Here is a 16,881-nt window from a genome sequence, read left to right as displayed (position 1 = left end):
GCCGAGCAGCACGAGCAGGCCGGTCACCCGGCGGGCGCCCGCGCCGGCGGGCCCGGTGCGCCCGTAGCCGCGGGTGTCCATGCCCGCCGCGAGCGCGAGCGAGCGCTCCAGCGCGTCCTCGAGCACCGGCACGACGACGCGGCGCAGGCGACGGCCCCGACCGGCCCGGCTCTCGCGGAGCTGCTGCGCCCGGCGTACGCGCTGGAGGCTCTCGGCGAGCTGCGGGAGGACGGTGATCGCGACGACCAGCGCGGTGCCGATCTCGTAGAGCGCGGGCGGCAGCGAGCGGAGCAGGCGCTTGGGGTTGGCCAGGGCGTTGGCGGCGCCGACGGCCACCATGATCCCGGCCAGCCGCAGGCCGTCGTAGAGGCCGGCGAGCACCGACTCCTGGGTCACGGGCCCGAGGAGCGTGATGCCGAGGACCCAGTCGGGCAGGGGGATCTCGGGCAGGTCGAGCCACACGATGCTGCCCGCTCCCCCGCCGAGCAGCACCCGGAAGAGCACCCGGATGGCGACGATGACGGCGGCCGCGACGAGGTAGTAGCGGAACGCCCGCGCCCACGGCTGGTCGCCGCGGCGGGCGGCCACGACGACCACGGCGACCCCGATGAGGAGGAGCAGGAGCCAGGGGTTGGTCGTCTGGGAGGCGTACGACGCCAGCCCGATCGCCCAGAGCCACCAGGCGACGGGATGCAGCTCGCCCGACGCGGCCGCCGCGCCGCTCGCGCTCACGGCCGGCGCTTGCGCCAGAGGACGACGCCGCCCGCGACGGCGGCGAGGAGGACGACGGCGGCGGGGCCGGCCCAGACGGGGAGTGACACCGTGCTGAGCTCGGCCGAGCGCGTGACGGTGACCTCCTGGCCGGTGGGCGTGTCGACCACCGTCGTCGTGTCCGACGTCGGCGCCGTCGACGCCGAGGTCGTCGCGGACGCCTCGGGCGTGGGCGACCCGGATCCGGGGGCGCTGGTGGAGGAGGTGGCGGTCGCGGATGCGGTCGTCGTGGCGGTTCCCGCGACCGTCGCGGTCGCCGTCGCCGAGGCCTTCCGCGTCGCCTTCGAGGTGGCCTTCTTCGTGGCCTTCGAGGTGGCCTTCGTGGTGGCCTTGGCGCTGGCCGAGGCCGTCGCCTTGGCGCTCGCGCTGCTGCCAGCCGACGGCGTGGCCGCCACCGGCTGTGGGGCGGTCGCGGGCGTCGTACGCGCCTTGGAGGACTGCCAGACGAAGGCGACGCTGTCGCCGGACTTCACCGGCTGGGTGTAGACGCCCTGGGTCGCGTAGCTCCAGGAGCCGCCCTGCTTGGAGACGAAGAGCGCCCAGTAGGCGTTGGTCGCCATGCACTCCTCGCCGGCCGCCGGCTTGCTCTCGACGCGGCAGACGAAGCCGGGGCTGTCGGCGTCCTGCTCGAGCGTGACGCCCGCGGAGGTGAACGCGCCCGCGGCCTTGCCCGCCGTGCCGCAGCCGGTCTCGGCGCCCCCGCCGAGGTCGCCGAACTCGACGACCACCCCGACGCCGTCGCCGGTGCAGTAGGCCGCCGCGGCGGGCGGGCCGAAGGGCACCGACAGCCCGATGGCGGCCGTGGTCGCGAGGACCACGGCCGCCATCAGGCCGGCGAGCCTGCCGCGGAGGCGAGGGGTCAACGCGTGACCTTCACCCTGTCGCCGCCGGTGCGGTTCGCGAAGGCGCCGACGACGGTGATCTTCTTGCGACCGGTCGTGGTCCTCTTCGCGACCTTCCTGCTCAGCGTCGCCTTGCCGGTCGCGTCGGCGACCGCCGTGCCGAAGGCCTTCCTGCCCAGCTTGACGGTGACCTTCTCCCCAGCCGCCAGGCCACGGACGGTGACCTTGAGCTTGCGGCCGCGCTTGACGGTGCTCTTGGCCGCGACCTTGAGCTTGGCGGCGGCGAGGGCCTTGACCGCCGCGGTGGTGGTCGAGCCGACCGTCGTGAGGGTGATCGTGCGGGTGGCCGTGCCGGCCGGCAGGGTCACGGCCACCGAGCCCGGAGCGGTGACCTTGGCGGCGGTCGTGCCACCGCTGAGGCAGGCCTGCTGCCCGGTGCGCAGACCGGAGACCGGGACGCTGATGGTGCTGCCGGCCGCGACGAAGCCGGTCGGCGCGCTCACGGCGGGCGTCGTGGGAGTGAGGTAGGCGAGACCCTCGATCGCCTGCGCGGTGGCAGGGCCGGCGGTGGCGATGTTGTCGTCGCTGACGCCGGCGGCGAGGTCGTCGTCGTTGTAGGCGATCGCGCCGCCGTTGGCGGGAGCGATGCCGCAGTCGGGGAGCGACACGATCTGGTGGTTCACGACCCAGTCGGCGGCGAGGGCGGCCGCGGCCGTCTCGCCGACGGCGCCGAAGGCCGCGGCGGCGGCACCGGTGCTGTTCGCGTTGACGCCGAGGTAGCCCGCGTCGATGCCGCCGGTCGTGCCCTGCACCGACGTGAGGTAGCTGACCCCGCCGGCGATCGCGGAGGAGACCGAGCTCGTGCTCGACCACGGGGCCAGCGCCTTGACCGCCCACGAGGTGGCGTCGGGGTCGTTGTTCCAGCCGTCGTACTCGTAGCCCCAGCCGTCGGTCGACGCCGGACCGCGCTCGGAGACGAGGAAGTCGCGTGCCTTGGTGGCCTCGGCGTTGCCCAGCTCGTGGAGTGCCATCACGGCCCAGACCTGGTTGTACGCGCTCTCGTAGGACCCGAGCTGGCCGGTGCTGTCGTCGACGTCGGCCGTGAGGGCGGACACCAGGTCGAGGTGCTCGTCGCCGGCATCGGCGGGGTCGCCCCCGGTCACGGCGTAGTAGTACGCGGCCTTGGCGACCTTGCCCGCGTTCGACGCATCGCTGACGTCGCCGATCCACGAGGCGACGGTCGCGTCGACGCCGGCCTCGAGCTTGGTCAGCGCCGCGGAAGGCGCCTGGCCGGTCGCCGCGAGGCTGATGCCGAAGTCCAGGTTGGCGCTGTAGAAGTAGCCGTCCAGGCCGCCACCGGGGATCAGGCCGTCGGAGCCGATGACGCTCGCGAGCCAGGTCGCGGCGGCGGAGGCCTCGGGAGCCGGCGTGGGCGAGGTGGCGGCGCGGGCGCTGCCGGGGGCGATCGTCAGGCCGGTGACGGCCAGCGCGGTGGCGGCCAGGCCGCTCGTGATCGGGTCGATGCGCAACGACATCAGGGTTCCTTCCCGCTGTGGTCCTCGACAGCGTGATCGTCAGGTCGCGTCGCGGCAGGTGCTCCGGCTCTCCCCGAGGGGATCACGGTTGCGGGACAGCGTCGGAGTCTCACCGACTTCCCCCACACGCGGGCGATATGGATTTGTGAGTCGGGGGACGATACCTCACTGGGAGCCCCCTGGAAGACTGAGCGCGTGATCGACCTCAGCGACGCCGCGACCACCCGCCGACTCCTCGAGGTGATCGAGCACGACATCGTGCCGCTCACGCGCGACGGCGTACGCCGGGGCAACAAGCTGTTCGGGGCCGCGCTGCTCCACCGGGCGACTCTGGAGCTGGTCGTCGCCGAGACCAACAACGAGATCGAGAATCCCCTGTGGCACGGGGAGATCCACACGATCAAGCGGTTCTTCGAGCTGCCCGCCGTGCAGCGGCCCGCCATCGGGGACGTGGCCATGATCGCCACGCACGAGCCCTGCTCGCTCTGCCTCTCCGGCGTCGCGTGGAGCGGCATCCCGGAGTTCGCCTACCTCTTCTCCCACGCCGACAGCGCCGAGTCGTTCGCGATCCCCTACGACATCGCCATCCTCCAGGGCGTGTACGCCGTCCCCGACCCCGATCGCTCGGCCCCCGACCCGGGTCGCGACCTCTACAACCGCGCCAACCCCTACTTCACCTCCCACGACCTCGCCGCCGCCGTCCGCACCCTCGGCGACGCCGACCTGTCGGCGCGGGTCGCCCGGCTGTCGGCGACCTACGACGAGCTCAGCGACACCTACCAGCAGCACAAGGGCGGCGGGGCGATCGCGCATGCCTAGGTGGCGGCTCGAGGTGCTCGTCTTCCTCGTCGGCGCCGGCACGCTCGGAGCGGAGATCGCCGCGGCCCGTCTGCTGGCGCCGTGGTTCGGCGCCTCGACGATCGTGTGGGCCAACACCATCGCGATCGTGCTCGTCGCGCTGGCCGTGGGCTACGCCGTCGGTGGCCGCCTCGCCGATCGGCGCCCCCACCCGCCGCTGCTCGCGGGGATCGTGCTGGTCGCATCAGTGCTGCTGGCCATCGTGCCGCTGGTCTCCGGGCCCTTCCTGCGGGCGGCCGTCAGCGCCGTCGACCAGCTGAGCGTCGCCACGTTCCTCGGCTCGCTGGTCGGCGTCGGGGCGCTCGTCGCCGTACCCCTCCTCCTGCTGGGCATGGTCTCCCCCTTCGCGCTCCGCCTGCGCCTGGCGGCCGTGGACGATCCGGCGCAGGCGGGGCGGACCGCCGGCCGACTGTCGGCGATCGGCACGGTCGGCTCGCTGACCGGCACGTTCGCCGCGTCGCTGCTGCTCATCCCGGTCGTCGGGACCCGGCGTACGTTCCTCGTCTTCGCCGCGCTCATGGCGCTGGCCGCCGTGCCGCTGGTCGTGGGACGCGTGCGGTGGGCGGCGGTGCTGGTGCCGGTCGCGATCCTCGGGCTGATCGCGCTGCCTGCCGGATCGGTGAAGAGCGAGATCTCCGGCGGCCGGGTGATCTGGGAGGCGGAGACGGAGTACCAGTACGCCCGGGTCATCGAGCGCTCGGACCGCAGCCGCTGGCTCGAGCTCAACGAGGGCCACGCCGTGCACTCGGTCTATCGCCCGGGCGCGTGGCTGACCGGCGGCTACTGGGACGAGATGCTCGGGCTGACCCTCGCCGGCGGCCGGACGCCGTCCTCGGTGGCGATCCTCGGCTCCGCCGCCGGTACGACGGCGCGCCAGCTCGGCCACTATCTCCCCGCCACCCGCGTCGACGCGGTGGAGATCGACCCGGTGGTGACCTCGGTCGGGCGCTCGCTCTTCGACCTCTCGGGGCCGTCGCTGGTGACCCACGACGCCGACGCGCGGCCGTGGCTGGCCGCCTCCACGCAGCGCTTCGACGTGATCCTCGTCGACGCCTACCGCCAGCCCTACATCCCCTTCTACCTGACCACGCAGGAGTTCTTCTCCTCGGTCCGGTCGCATCTCGCTCCGAGTGGGGTGCTCATCCTCAACTCGGCCCACCCCGAGGGGTCCGACACGCTGGAGAAGGCGCTCTCGGCGACGCTGCGGTCGGTCTTCGGCCCGTCGTCGGTGTGGCGGAACCCCGCGCAGCCGACCAACAGCCAGCTCGTGGCCACCGTCGGCGTCTCGCCGGTGGAGGGGCTGGCATCGGTGACGGCGCCCTCCGACCTGTCGTCACTGGTCGACTCGATCGCGTCGCGGCTCGAGCCGGCGCTCGCCGGCGGCTCCGTCTGGACCGACGACCGCGCCCCCGTCGAGTGGCTCACCGACCTGTCGTTGGCCGGCGAGATCGACTGAGCGCCCGAACCGCGGGTCGTGAGCGTCACCTGGTGACGCTGAGTGCCCGCGGTCGGTTGTCCACAGGCCGGCTCTCGGCGGTTCCGCAGGCCCGGACACAGCCTCAGAGTGGAGGCGTGACCACCGACCCCGCGCTCGCCCGGGTCTTCGCCGAGCAGCTCGCCTTCGAGCGCGCGGAGCAGGACGGCGTCGTGACCTGGCGCCAGCTTCTCGCCGGAGGCTGGACCAAGCCCGCCGTACGCCGGGCGGTGCGGCGTCACGAGCTGGCCCGGGTCCACCCCGGTGTCTACGTCGACCACACCGGCCCGCTCACTCCGCGACAGCGAGCCTGGGCGGCGGTGCTGTGGGCCGGTGACGCCGCGCTGTGCGGCGACTCGGTCCTCGGCGTCGGGGCGGACGCTGCCGTCGTCCACGTGGCGGTGGAGACGACACGGCACCTGCGGCCACCGCCGGGCATCGAGGTGCACCGGGTCGCGGGGCTGCCATCGATGATCCGGGCGCGAAGCGCGCCGCCGCGGCTCGCGCTCGAGCACAGCGTGCTGGTCGCGATCGCCGCCGCCTCGACCGAGAGCGAGGTCGTCGCGGCCCTCGCCGACACCGTCGGCCGCTTCGGCACGACCGCCGCAGCCGTGCGGAAGGCGCTGGAGCTGCATCCCCGGCTCCCTCGTCGCGCCCTGGTGCGAGCGCTCCTCGACGACATCGAGCTTGGCACCGAGTCGGTGCTGGAGCACGGCTTCCTCACCCGCGTCGAGCGCCCGCACGGCCTCCCGGCTCCCACCCGGCAGGCGGCGCGTGCCGGTGGCCGAGAGCGTCGCGACCTGGCCTACGAGGAGCTCGGGCTCGTCGTCGAGCTCGACGGCCGCCTCAACCACGAGTCGTGGAAGGCCGGGCAGCGGGACGCCGCACGCGACCTCGCCGACCTCGCCAGCGGCCGATCGGTGCTCCGGCTGCGCTGGCGGCAGGTGATGGAGGAGCCGTGCGAGACGGCGTACGCCTTGGCGAGCGCGCTCTGGGCCCGCGGCTGGCGCACCCCACCCACCGGCTGCGGCCCCGACTGCCCCATATCGCTGCGTCTCCAGGCGAATCGCGGGTTGTGAGAGTCACCAGGTGACGCTGAGTGCCCGCGGTTCAAGACTTGGAGCGGACGTCGCGCACCGCGACAGCCGTCGTGCCCTCGCTCCTCAACTCGAAGAGGTCGAGCGCCTTGAACAGCTTCGTCCACGACGTGAAACCGTAGTTGCGCGGGTCGAAGGACGACTGGTTGCGGATGCGCTGACCCACCGCGCTGACCCGCGCAAAGCCGTCGTCGCCCGCCGCGGAGGCGATCGCGCTGCGCAACACCCCCATGAGGCGGGCGTCGCCCTTGATGTCGTTCGCACTCGTCGCCGCCACGGGCTTCGGGACGTCGGCCGGAGCCACCGTCTCGGCCTTCTTCGCGATGGCCTTCTTCGTCGTCGCCTTCTTCGCGGTGGCCTTGACCGGCTCCGCCGCCTCGGTCGGGACGACCTTGTCGAGCTCAGTGAAGCGGGTGCAGGCGCTCTTGAACGGAGCAGGCGTCTTGCTGCGGCCGTAGCCGTAGACAGCACGACCCTTCTCGCGGAGATAGTGAACGAGGGGCGTGAAGTCGGAGTCGCTGGACAAGATGGCGAAGGCGTCGGGCGCCGCCGAGTGCAGCAGATCGACCGCGTCGATCGCCAACGCGATGTCCGAGGCGTTCTTGTGCGTCGTGAGGTCGAACTGCTGCATCGGCCGGATCGCCGCTTCGTGGAGTTCCGCGATCCACGGCTTGAGCCCGTCCTTGGTCCAGTTGCCGTACGCGCGCCGGATGTTGCACTCGCCGTACTCCGCCAGATCGTTGAGCACGAAGTCGATCGACGTCGCGCTCGCGTTGTCGGCGTCGATCAGCAGCGCGATCCGGAACGTCTCGGTCACCTGCCCACCCTAGCCGCGCGCCGCGGCCGACCGGTCTGGCCGAACCGTCAGCCCAGCTTCTCCAGGATGATCTCGCGGACGCGGGCCGCGTCGGCCTTGCCGCCCATCGACTTCATGATCGGACCGATCAGGGCTCCGACGGCGCCGAGGTTGCCGCCGCGGATCTTGTCGGCGACGGCGGGGTTGGCCTCGATCGCGGCGTCGACGGCGGCGGTGAGCGCCCCGTCGTCCGAGACCACGGCCAGGCCGCGGGCCTCGACGATCTCGGCGGGCGAGCCCTCGCCGGCGTACAGGCCCTCGAAGACCTGGCGGGCAAGCTTGTCGTTGATCGTCTTCGCGTCGATCAGCGCCTGCACCTCGACGATCTGCGCGGGCGTGACGCCGACCTCGTCCAGGCTCACGCCGGTCTCGTTGGCGCGACGGAGCAGCTCGGCCATCCACCACTTGCGAGCGGCCTGCGGGGTCGCACCCGCCTCGACAGTCTCGGCGATGAGGTCGAGCGCGCCGGCGGCGACGACGTCGCGCATCTCGAGGTCGGTGAAACCGAAGTCGGCCTGCAGCCGGGCGCGGCGCTCGGCCGGCGGCTCGGGCAGCGTCGCCCGCAGCTCCTCGACCCACTCCCGCGACGGCGCGACGGGCACGAGGTCCGGCTCCGGGAAGTAGCGGTAGTCCTCGGCGTCGGACTTCTCCCGGCCCGACGAGGTGGTGCCGTCGTCCTCGTGGAAGTGCCGCGTCTCCTGCAGCACGCTCCCGCCGCCGAGCAGGATGCCTGCGTGGCGGGACATCTCGAAGCGCACCGCCCGCTCGACCGAGCGCAGCGAGTTGACGTTCTTGGTCTCCGACCGCGTGCCGAGCACCTCGGAGCCCCGCGGCGACAAGGAGAGGTTGACGTCGCAACGCATCGAGCCCTGGTCCATCCGCACGTCGGAGACGCCGAGCGCCTTGATCAGGTCGCGCAGCGCCGACACGTAGGCCTTCGCGACCAGGGGCGCCTTCTCCCCCGTCCCCAGGATGGGGCGGGTGACGATCTCGATCAGCGGGATCCCGGCCCGGTTGTAGTCGATCAGCGAGTAGTCCGCACCGTGGATCCGGCCGGTCGAGCCGCCCACGTGGGTGGCCTTGCCGGTGTCCTCCTCCATGTGCGCGCGCTCGATCTCGATGCGGTAGGTCTCGCCCTCGACGTCGATGTCGAGATAGCCGTCGAAGGCGATCGGCTCGTCGTACTGCGACGTCTGGAAGTTCTTCGGCATGTCCGGGTAGAAGTAGTTCTTCCGAGCGAAGCGGCACCACTCCGCGATATCGCAGTTGAGCGCGAGCCCGATCCGGATGGCCGACTCGACGGCCTGGGCGTTGACCACCGGCATCGCGCCGGGCAGGCCCAGGCAGGTCGGGCAGACCTGCGTGTTGGGCGCGCCGCCGAAGACGGTCGGGCAGCCGCAGAACATCTTCGTGTTCGTGTTGAGCTCGACGTGCACCTCGAGCCCCATGGCGGGGTCGAAGGACTCCAGCACCTCGTCGAAGGCGATCAGCGTCTCGGTCATCTCAGCTCTCCTCCGAGGTCGTCGAGGCGTACGCCGGCGGCGCGATCGCCCCGCCCCACTGCTCGTGCAGCGCCGCCTCCAGGGCCGCGCCGACGCGGTAGAGCCGCGCGTCCTCGAGCACGGGGGCGAGGAACTGGATGCCGGTCGGCAGTCCGTCCTCCGGCGCGGTGCCGGACGGCAGCGAGATGCCGGGGACGCCGGCGAGGTTGGCCGGGATCGTGGCGAGGTCCTGGAGGTACATCGAGAGCGGGTCGTCGACCTTCTCCCCGATCGGGAACGCCGTGGACGGCGCGGTCGGCGACACGAGCACGTCGACCTGCTCGAACGCGCGCCGGAAGTCCTCGATGATCAGCGTGCGGATCTTCTGGGCCTGGCCGTAGTAGGCGTCGTAGTAGCCGCTCGACAGCGCGTAGGTGCCGATGATGATGCGGCGCTTCACCTCGTTGCCGAAGCCGGCGTCGCGGCTGGCGCGCATGACGTCCTCGGCGCTCGGCGAGCCGGGCGGCGTGACCCGCAGGCCGTAGCGCATCGCGTCGAACTTCGCGAGATTGGAGGAGCACTCCGCCGGCAGGATGAGGTAGTAGGCCGCCATCGCGTGCACGAAGCTCGGCAGGCTGACCTCGACGACCTCGGCGCCCATCTTGGTCAGCAGGTCGACGGACTCCTCGAAGCGCTGCACGACGCCGGGCTGCCACGCGTCGCCCGCGAGCTCCTTCACGACACCGACCCGAAGGCCGGTCAGGTCTCCGAGCGCGCCCTCGCGAGCCGCCTCCGCGAGGCCGGTGACAGGAGTCGTGACGGAGGTGGAGTCCTTCGGGTCGTGGCCGCCGATGAGCTCCTGCAGCAGGGCGCTGTCGAGCACGGTCCGGGTCACCGGGCCGAGCTGGTCGAGGCTGTTGGCGAGCGCGATCACGCCGTAGCGCGACACCGAGCCGTAGGTCGGCTTCACCCCGACGGTGCCGGTCATCGCGCCCGGCTGGCGGATCGAGCCGCCCGTGTCCGAGCCGATCGCCAGCGGCGCCTCGAAGGCCGCCACCGCCGCGGCCGAGCCGCCGCCGGAGCCACCGGGGATGCGGTCGAGATCCCACGGATTGCGCGTCACGCCGTAGGCGGAGTTCTCGGTCGAGCTGCCCATCGCGAACTCGTCCATGTTGGTCTTGCCGAGGATCGGCAGTCCAGCGGCCTTGATCCTGGCGGTCACCGTGCCGTCGTACGGCGGGACCCAGCCCTCCAGGATCCTGGAGCCGGCCGTGGTCGGCAGGCCCTCGGTCGCGAGGACGTCCTTGATCGCGATCGGTACGCCGTCGAGCTCGTGCAGCGGCGCGCCGGCCGCCCGACGCGCGTCCGAGGCGGCCGCCTGCGCGAGCGCGCCGTCGGCGTCGACGTGGAGGAAGGCATGGATGCCGCCGTCGGCACCGTCCACCCGGGCGATCTGGTCGAGGTGCGCCTGCACCAGCTCGACGCTCGTCACCTCGCCCGCGGCGAGGGCGGCAGCCTGCTCGGCCGCGGTCGTGTGAATCCAGCTCACTGCTCGTCCCCCAGGATCCGCGGGACCTCGAACTTGTCGTCCTGCTGCGCCGGCGCGCCGGCCAGCGCCTGGGCCGGCGTGAGGCCGGGCACCACGACGTCCTCACGGAAGACGTTGGTCATCGGGATCGGGTGGGAGGTCGGGACGACGTCGTCGCCGGCCACTCCCTGGATGGACGCGACCGACTCGAGGATGACGTTGAGCTGCGGCGCCAGGTGGTCCAGCTCGTCGTCGGACAGGTCGATCCGGGCGAGGTCGGCCAGGTGGCGCACCTCGTCGCGGGACAGTTCAGGCATGCGGGCCAGTCTAGGTGCCGCGGGTTCCCAAAACTCATCCCGGTGGGGCTGCGGCTCCGTTAGCCTGTGCCGCTCATCGCCCCGGAGGAACCCATGTCATTCGAGCTGCACGTCGACGAGATCGGCGGCATCCCGTGCTACTGGATCGACTCCGGACGACCGACGCTGACGGGTGTGATCCGATTCGGCTTCGGCTCCGCGCACGAGCCGTTCATCGAGGCGGGCTGGCAGCACGTGATCGAGCACGTCGCGCTCGAGGGCCGCGAGCGCGGCACCCTCGACGTCAACGGATCGGTCGACCTGCTCGAGACGGAGTTCGTCGCCTCGGGCCGGCCCGAGGACGTCGCCCAGCATTTCAGCGACCTCTCCGCCTGGCTGGCGGACCCGCTCTTCGCCGACCTCGACCGCGAGCGCGCCATCCTGCGGGCCGAGGCGGACGGGTACGGCGGCGGCCCGGTCGCTCGTGCGTACGCGTGGCGATGGGGCGCGCACGGGCCGGGCACGCGCAACTACGGCGAGCCGGGACTTGGCCGCGCCACTCCGGAGGCTCTCGCCGCCCGGGCACGAGTCGCGTTCAACCGGGCCAACGCGGTCATCTTCTTCGACGGCCCACCACCCTCGGGGATGAGCTTGACCCTGCCGGAGGGCTCGCGTGCGCCGTACCCGACTCTGACGCCGGTGGTGCATGAGCCGGGTCAGTACGAGGACAGCACCTTCACGATCACCGGTGTCATCCACCAGAGCCCCGGCGGCGGACTGACGGAGGACTACCTCGAGCGAGGCCTCACGCAGCTCCTCCGCCATCGGGCCGGCGGGACCTACCAGGTGCACTCGTGGTCCGCTGCCCTGAACCCATCGGAGGCGGTGCTCAGCGTGGGCGCCGATCTGCAGCGCGACGTGCTCTCGACTGCCGTGCCGTCAGTCCTCGAGTGGCTCGACGCCGAGCTGTCGAACGGCCCATCGGCGGAGACCATCGACATGCTCAAGGATCGGCGGCGTCAGTTCCACACCGATCCCCACACCGCCATGGGGCTGGCCTCCGCGGCGGCGACCGCGTATCTGGAGGGCGAGAAGATCCCCACCCAGGCCGACGTCATCGCTCGTCTGGACGCGATCGGCCCTGAGGACGTACGGGACCGGCTACGCGAGTTCCGGGAGACGCTGCTCGTCGGCCTCCCGGTGGGCGCGACCCCCGCCGAGCTGCCGATGGTCGAGATGGAGTCGACCACCGAGCCTCCGTCCCAGTCCGGTGTCACCCGGCACCGGAACTGGCCCGCCTGGAACCGCCGAGTCGGGGTGGCCGATCACGCACTCGTCCATACCTACGACGGCCGCTCCCACGTCTGGCCGACCGCCGACATCGCGGGCGTGCTCGTCGCCGGGGACGAGTGGCGTGTGGTCCGAGACGACGGCTACGTCTTGGCGCTGGATCCGACCGAGTGGCACGACATCAGGGCCGCGCAGGCTCTCCTGCGGGCTCACGTGCCGGAGGAGCGGTTCCTCTCCGTGCCAACCGATCCCGACGAGTCCTACTTTCAGCGGATGGCCCTGTTCCAGCGCCTCTACCTCGGCTACGCGAGGACCGTCGGGCGGCTCAGCACACCCGTCTTCTGGTCGCTCCTGGTGGCGTGCGGCATCGCCCTCCTTGCCATCGCCAGCGTGTGCACGGACGTGCTCGGCATGCGCAGCTGGGTCGCGTACACGATCGAGGGAGGCGGCGTCCTCGGCGCGCTCGGCACCCGCGTGGCTCGAGCCTCGGCCCGTCGATAGCCCCGGTCGCGAGGCGTGGCACGCCTCGGAGCACCGCCTGGATCACACTGCCTTCCGCATCCAGACGTGGGGGTGACCGTCGTCATCGGGCTCGCGGTGCGTCTCCTCGAACCCCATCCGCCGGTAGAACGCCGCCGCGTCGTCGTTGCCCTCCAGCCAGGCGAGCACGATCTCGTCGGCCGCACCCGCGACCGCCGACACGACCGCGTCGACGAGCGCCCGGCCGAGCCCGCTGCCCTGCGCCTCCGGCAGCACGTAGAGCTTCCAGATGTCGGCGCGACGGTCGCGGACGCCGTACATCGTCATGCCGACCACAGCGCCCTCCTCCTCGGCGACGAACACCAGACCGCGCTCGATCGCGGGCAGGGTCGACTCGGCGGTCCACCACCTGGCGAGCCCGTCGCGGACGAACTCCTCGCCCGTGATCGGCACGTACGTCGCCCACCACGTCTCGTGGCCGACCCGCAGCACCGCGTCGAGGTCGTCGGGGGTCGCGAGGCGTACGGTCACGCCCTCCATCGTGCCTGCCGGGAATCGGGATGCGCACCCGGATATCGGGCTCCTACCGTGGGCGCATGACTCGGCTGATCGCTCCCGACCCCGACCGCTACGAGGAGTTCGTGGAGCTGGTCGCGGACAGCGACGAGACCAACGACGGGATCCCGCACGGGAGCGGCCTCTGGGAGCCCGGGACGGGCACCACTCCCGAGGGGTTCGCCGCACACGTGGCCGTCTCGGCCCTCCGGGCCGACCCCTCCGTCGTGCCACCCGACGGGAAGGTGCGCTGCACGCAGTTCTGGATCGCCGACGACGAGGGCGCGCTGGTCGGCTTCCTCAGCCTCCGGCACGAGCTCAACGACTTCCTGCGCGAGAAGGGCGGCCACATCGGCTACTCGGTGCGCCGGTCGCGCCGCCGCGAGGGCCACGCCAAGGCCGCGCTCGGCCTGGCGGTCGCCCACGCCCGCACCCTCGGCGTCGACCGCGCGCTCGTCACCTGCGACGAGGACAACGTCGCCTCCGCCGCCACCATCGAGTCCCAGGGCGGCGTGCTGGAGGACGTGCGGAACGGCAAGCGCCGCTACTGGATCAGCTGACCGCCGCGGGCCCGCCCTCGAGCAGCGCGACGAAGCCGGCCTCGTCGAGGATCGTCAGGCCGAGCTCCTCGGCCTTGGCGGCCTTGGACCCGGCGTTCTCGCCGACCACGACGTAGTCGGTCCTCTTCGACACCGACCCCGCGGCCTTGCCGCCGTGGCTGATGATCGCCTCCTTGGCGCCGTCGCGAGTGAAGTCGGCCAGCGACCCGGTGACGACGACCGTCAGCCCCTCCAGGGTGCGCGGGACGGAGTCGTCCCGCTCGTCGCGCATGCGCACGCCCGCCTCGAGCCACTTCTCGACGATCTCGACGTGCCACGGCTCGCGGAACCACGCGATGACGGCGTCGGCGATGACCGGGCCGACCCCCTCGACCTCGGCGAGCCGCGCCCGGGCCAGCTCGGCCGGGGTCGAGGGCGCCTTCTCGCGCCTGCCCTTCGGCTTCGCCGCAGCCTCCTCGGCACCGGCCTCGTCCGCCGGCTCGGCCAGGTCGACGCCCGCGTCGGCGGCCTCCTCCACGCCGTCCGCGTCGTCCGGGGTCAGCTCGGTGAGCTCCGCGTCGCGGGCGGCGTCGACCACCTCGCGCAGCGCCTCCATCGACCCGAGCTCGGCGGCGAGGGCACGTGCCGCGATCGGCCCGACGTGGCGGATCGACAGCGCGACCAGCACCCGCCAGAACGGCACGCCGAGCCGCTCGCGCAGGTTGGCGAGCAGCTTCTCCCCGTTGGCGGAGAGCTGCGGCCCGTCCTCGCCCTTCTTCGGGGCGCGCGTGAAGAGCGTCGTACGCCGCAGGGCCGGTGCGTCGAGGAAGAAGATGTCTCCCTCGTTGGCGATGACTCCGGCCTCGAGCAGTGCGACGCACGCCTCGTACCCCATCCCCTCGATGTCGAAGGCTCCCCGCCCGGCGACGTGGTTGACCCGCTCGGTCACCTGCGCCCGGCAGCTGCGGTGGTTGGGGCAGCGCCGGTCCTTGTCACCGACCTTCTGCTCGACGAGCTCGGTGCCGCACGCGGGGCAGGTCGTGGGCGGCACCCACTCCGGCAGCCCCTCGGGGCGCAGCGAGAGCACGGGGCCGAGGATCTCGGGGATGACGTCGCCGGCCTTGCGCAGGACGACGGTGTCGCCGGGCCGGACGTCCTTGCGCGCCACCTCGTAGAAGTTGTGCAGCGTCGCCATCTCGACCGTCGAGCCGGCGACCTTGGCGGGCTCCATCAGGCCGAACGGCGTCACCCGGCCGGTCCGCCCCGTGTTGACCAGGATGTCGCGGAGCAGGGTGTGCACCTCCTCCGGCGGGTACTTGAACGCGATCGCCCAGCGCGGCGCCCGCGACGTCGAGCCCAGCGCACGCTGCAAGGCGAAGGAGTCGACCTTCACCACCACGCCGTCGATCTCGTGCGCCAGCACGGTCGGGTCGTGCCGGTGCTCGCGGTAGCGCTCGACGTACTCCTCCACGCCCGCCAGATCCGGCACGACGGCGGCCGTCGAGGCGGTCGGCAGCCCCCACGCGGCGAAGGCGGCGTAGGCCGCCGACTGCGAGTCGGGCTCGAATCCCTCGCGGGCGCCCACGCCGTGGCAGACCATCGACAGCTTGCCGAGCCGCGCCAGCGCGGCCGCGCGCTTCTCGGCCGTCCTGGAGACGCCGTCGAGCTTGAGCCGCAGGGAGCCGGCCGCGGTGTTGCGGGCGTTGGCGAACTCCTTGACCCCCTGAGCGCGCTGGTCCTCGACCAGCTCCTCGAACCGCGCGGCCTCCAGGTAGACCTCGCCGCGGACCTCCACCAGATCCGGGACCGGGAGCTCCGGGGTCGCGGTGAGCTCCTTCGGGATGGAGGCGATGTGCCGGACGTTCTCGGTGACGTCCTCGCCGGTGGTGCCGTCACCGCGGGTCAGCGCCCGCTCCAGCACGCCGTCGCGGTAGAGCAGGTTGATCGCCAGCCCGTCGACCTTGACCTCGCAGAGCAGCTCCGGCGGGGCGGGCAGGTCGGCGGCCACCCGCCGATACCAGTCGGTCAGCTCCTCGGGCGTGAAGGCGTTGTCGAGCGACTCCATCCGGCGCAGGTGGTCGACCGACGCGAAGCCCGACGTCGCCCGGCCCCCCACCGTCTGGGTCGGCGACTCGGGCGTCACCAGCTCGGGATGCGACTGCTCCAGCTCCACCAGCTCACGCCACAGGGCGTCGTACTCCGCGTCGGAGAGGATCGGCGCGGGGACGGCATCGTCGTAGTACTGCGCCCGCGCCTCCTCGATCCGCTGGGTCAGATCGTGATGGCGGGCGCGGAGGTCGATCGGGTCGGGCACGGGCTCCATCTTGCCCCGCGGCACCGACACGACCCGGCGGGACGCGGCGTCCCGCCGGGTCGCCGGCTCCCGGATCAGGCCGAGATGGCGTCGGGCTGGCCGCCCGAGTGCACCTCACCGCCGCTGCGGACCGCGATCTTGCGCGGCTTCGCACGCTCGGCCACGGGAATCGTCAGCCTGAGCACGCCGGCCTCGTAGTGCGCGTCGACGTGCTCGAGGTCGAGGTTGTCGCCGAGCACGAGCTGCCGGCTGAACAGCCCCGTCGGACGCTCCGACGCCAGCAGCTCCCAGTCGCCGTTGCGGGCGAGACGCTCCGCCTTGATCGTCAGGACGTTCCGCTCGATGTCGATGTCCAGCGTGTCCACCGCGATGCCGGGCAGGTCGAACTCCGCGACCAGCCGGTCGCCCTCGCGCCACGCGTCCATCGGCATGATCGCCGGACGGGACGTCGTGCCCGTGCCCAGGATCTGCTGGGCGAGCCGGTCGAAGTCACGGAAGGGGTCGGTACGCATCAACATGGTTCACCTCCGATGTGAGAATGGATCCGGCCTATAGTGGCCGCTACAGATTTATTTAGCACCCGACCACGCATCGATCAAGAGGTGACACCCATGAGCGAGATGAGCGAGGCGTACGCCGAGAGCGACTCGGCCCGCGCGCTCTTCGGGATCTCGGTCACCGCCGAGCTGGTCGGGACAGGAGTGCAGAACCTGCGCGCCTACGAGCGGCGAGGGCTGCTCGAGCCGCGCCGCACCCCCGGTGGGACGCGCCTCTACAGCCAGGACGACCTGACCCGCCTGCGCCGCATCACCACCCTGCTCGCCTCGGGCCTGAATCTGGCCGGCGTCGAGGCCGTGCTCGCCCTGGAGGCGGAGAACGCCGTCCTGCGCGCACGGCTCGACCGCGCGCAGCGGCGCGGCGCGCGCGGCTGACGCGACCAGCCTGACCCAGCGCGACCCGGCGCG

General features: G+C 72.3%; 16 protein-coding genes and 1 riboswitch. Of the genes, 6 read left to right on the top strand and 10 right to left on the bottom strand.

Translation table 11 applies throughout. From position 1 onward, the window contains the following. The 3 genes from QM572_RS10990 to QM572_RS10980 all read right to left on the bottom strand — a co-directional run. Positions 1-732 (bottom strand): CbiQ family ECF transporter T component (locus QM572_RS10990; protein WP_415092982.1); only part of this gene is annotated, 732 nt, incomplete at its 3' end. Next, the gene (locus QM572_RS10985; RefSeq protein ID WP_415092980.1) at positions 729-1,634 is read right to left on the bottom strand and encodes a hypothetical protein; all 906 of its coding nucleotides are present in this window, start codon (positions 1,632-1,634) and stop codon (positions 729-731) included. The genes QM572_RS10990 and QM572_RS10985, both read right to left, overlap by 4 nt. Beyond that, positions 1,631-3,148, bottom strand: a complete 1,518-nt coding sequence (locus QM572_RS10980) for a hypothetical protein (RefSeq protein ID WP_415092978.1) — start codon at positions 3,146-3,148, stop codon at positions 1,631-1,633. The genes QM572_RS10985 and QM572_RS10980 overlap by 4 nt, the downstream gene beginning before the upstream one ends. 35 nt (positions 3,149-3,183) lie before the next feature. Continuing rightward, positions 3,184-3,318: riboswitch (cobalamin riboswitch) on the bottom strand. 25 nt (positions 3,319-3,343) lie between these two features. On the opposite strand from QM572_RS10980, the gene QM572_RS10975 reads away from it, so the two are divergent. The 3 genes from QM572_RS10975 to QM572_RS10965 all read left to right on the top strand — a co-directional run bounded on the left by QM572_RS10975 (position 3,344) and on the right by QM572_RS10965 (position 6,559). After that, entirely contained in the window at positions 3,344-3,967 is a 624-nt protein-coding gene (locus QM572_RS10975; protein WP_415092976.1) for a nucleoside deaminase, read from the top strand. Beyond that, positions 3,960-5,462, top strand: coding sequence for a spermidine synthase (locus QM572_RS10970; RefSeq protein ID WP_415092975.1), 1,503 nt, complete (start codon positions 3,960-3,962; stop codon positions 5,460-5,462). Before QM572_RS10975 ends, QM572_RS10970 begins: the two co-directional genes overlap by 8 nt. Before the next feature lie 116 nt (positions 5,463-5,578). Then, positions 5,579-6,559: a type IV toxin-antitoxin system AbiEi family antitoxin domain-containing protein gene (locus QM572_RS10965; protein WP_415092973.1), complete on the top strand. Its 981-nt coding sequence runs from the start codon at positions 5,579-5,581 to the stop codon at positions 6,557-6,559. Positions 6,560-6,590: 31 nt separating this feature from the next. On the opposite strand, the gene QM572_RS10960 is transcribed toward QM572_RS10965, so the two are convergent. From QM572_RS10960 to gatC, 4 genes are read right to left on the bottom strand one after another with little or no spacing between them, the layout of a single operon-like run. After that, positions 6,591-7,394, bottom strand: coding sequence for an NYN domain-containing protein (locus QM572_RS10960; protein ID WP_415092971.1), 804 nt, complete (start codon positions 7,392-7,394; stop codon positions 6,591-6,593). Between the two features lie 47 nt (positions 7,395-7,441). Further along, complete coding sequence (gene gatB, locus QM572_RS10955; RefSeq protein WP_415092969.1) at positions 7,442-8,935, bottom strand: Asp-tRNA(Asn)/Glu-tRNA(Gln) amidotransferase subunit GatB; 1,494 nt, start codon at positions 8,933-8,935, stop codon at positions 7,442-7,444. 1 nt (position 8,936) lies between these two features. After that, complete coding sequence (gatA, locus tag QM572_RS10950) at positions 8,937-10,463, bottom strand: Asp-tRNA(Asn)/Glu-tRNA(Gln) amidotransferase subunit GatA (RefSeq protein ID WP_415092967.1); 1,527 nt, start codon at positions 10,461-10,463, stop codon at positions 8,937-8,939. Beyond that, a complete protein-coding gene (gatC, locus tag QM572_RS10945; RefSeq protein WP_415092965.1) occupies positions 10,460-10,759 on the bottom strand; it encodes an Asp-tRNA(Asn)/Glu-tRNA(Gln) amidotransferase subunit GatC in 300 nt (99 codons plus the stop codon). The genes gatA and gatC overlap by 4 nt, the downstream gene beginning before the upstream one ends. Positions 10,760-10,852: 93 nt before the next feature. Between gatC and QM572_RS10940 the strand changes: the two genes are divergently transcribed. Then, a complete protein-coding gene (locus tag QM572_RS10940; protein ID WP_415092963.1) occupies positions 10,853-12,529 on the top strand; it encodes a hypothetical protein in 1,677 nt (558 codons plus the stop codon). Between the two features lie 42 nt (positions 12,530-12,571). On the opposite strand, the gene QM572_RS10935 is transcribed toward QM572_RS10940, so the two are convergent. After that, a complete protein-coding gene (locus tag QM572_RS10935; protein ID WP_415092961.1) occupies positions 12,572-13,039 on the bottom strand; it encodes a GNAT family N-acetyltransferase in 468 nt (155 codons plus the stop codon). A 65-nt stretch (positions 13,040-13,104) separates the two neighbouring features. Here QM572_RS10935 and QM572_RS10930 point away from each other — a divergent pair, with 65 nt between their 5' ends. After that, positions 13,105-13,623 carry a GNAT family N-acetyltransferase gene (locus QM572_RS10930; RefSeq protein ID WP_415092959.1) on the top strand — a complete coding sequence of 173 codons (519 nt, stop codon included), beginning with the start codon at positions 13,105-13,107 and terminating at the stop codon, positions 13,621-13,623. On the opposite strand, the gene ligA is transcribed toward QM572_RS10930, so the two are convergent. Both ligA and QM572_RS10920 read right to left on the bottom strand, forming a co-directional pair. After that, a complete protein-coding gene (gene ligA, locus QM572_RS10925) occupies positions 13,616-15,916 on the bottom strand; it encodes an NAD-dependent DNA ligase LigA (RefSeq protein ID WP_415092957.1) in 2,301 nt (766 codons plus the stop codon). The genes QM572_RS10930 and ligA overlap by 8 nt on opposite strands. A gap of 74 nt (positions 15,917-15,990) precedes the next feature. After that, positions 15,991-16,434, bottom strand: coding sequence for an Hsp20/alpha crystallin family protein (locus QM572_RS10920; protein WP_415092956.1), 444 nt, complete (start codon positions 16,432-16,434; stop codon positions 15,991-15,993). A gap of 93 nt (positions 16,435-16,527) precedes the next feature. Here QM572_RS10920 and QM572_RS10915 point away from each other — a divergent pair, with 93 nt between their 5' ends. Beyond that, positions 16,528-16,848: a MerR family transcriptional regulator gene (locus tag QM572_RS10915; protein WP_415092955.1), complete on the top strand. Its 321-nt coding sequence runs from the start codon at positions 16,528-16,530 to the stop codon at positions 16,846-16,848. Positions 16,849-16,881: the final 33 nt, after the last annotated feature.

It is taken from the genome of Nocardioides sp., assembly GCF_047607365.1.
Classification (GTDB): domain Bacteria; phylum Actinomycetota; class Actinomycetes; order Propionibacteriales; family Nocardioidaceae; genus Nocardioides.
This window is presented reverse-complemented; position numbering and strand designations above follow the sequence as displayed.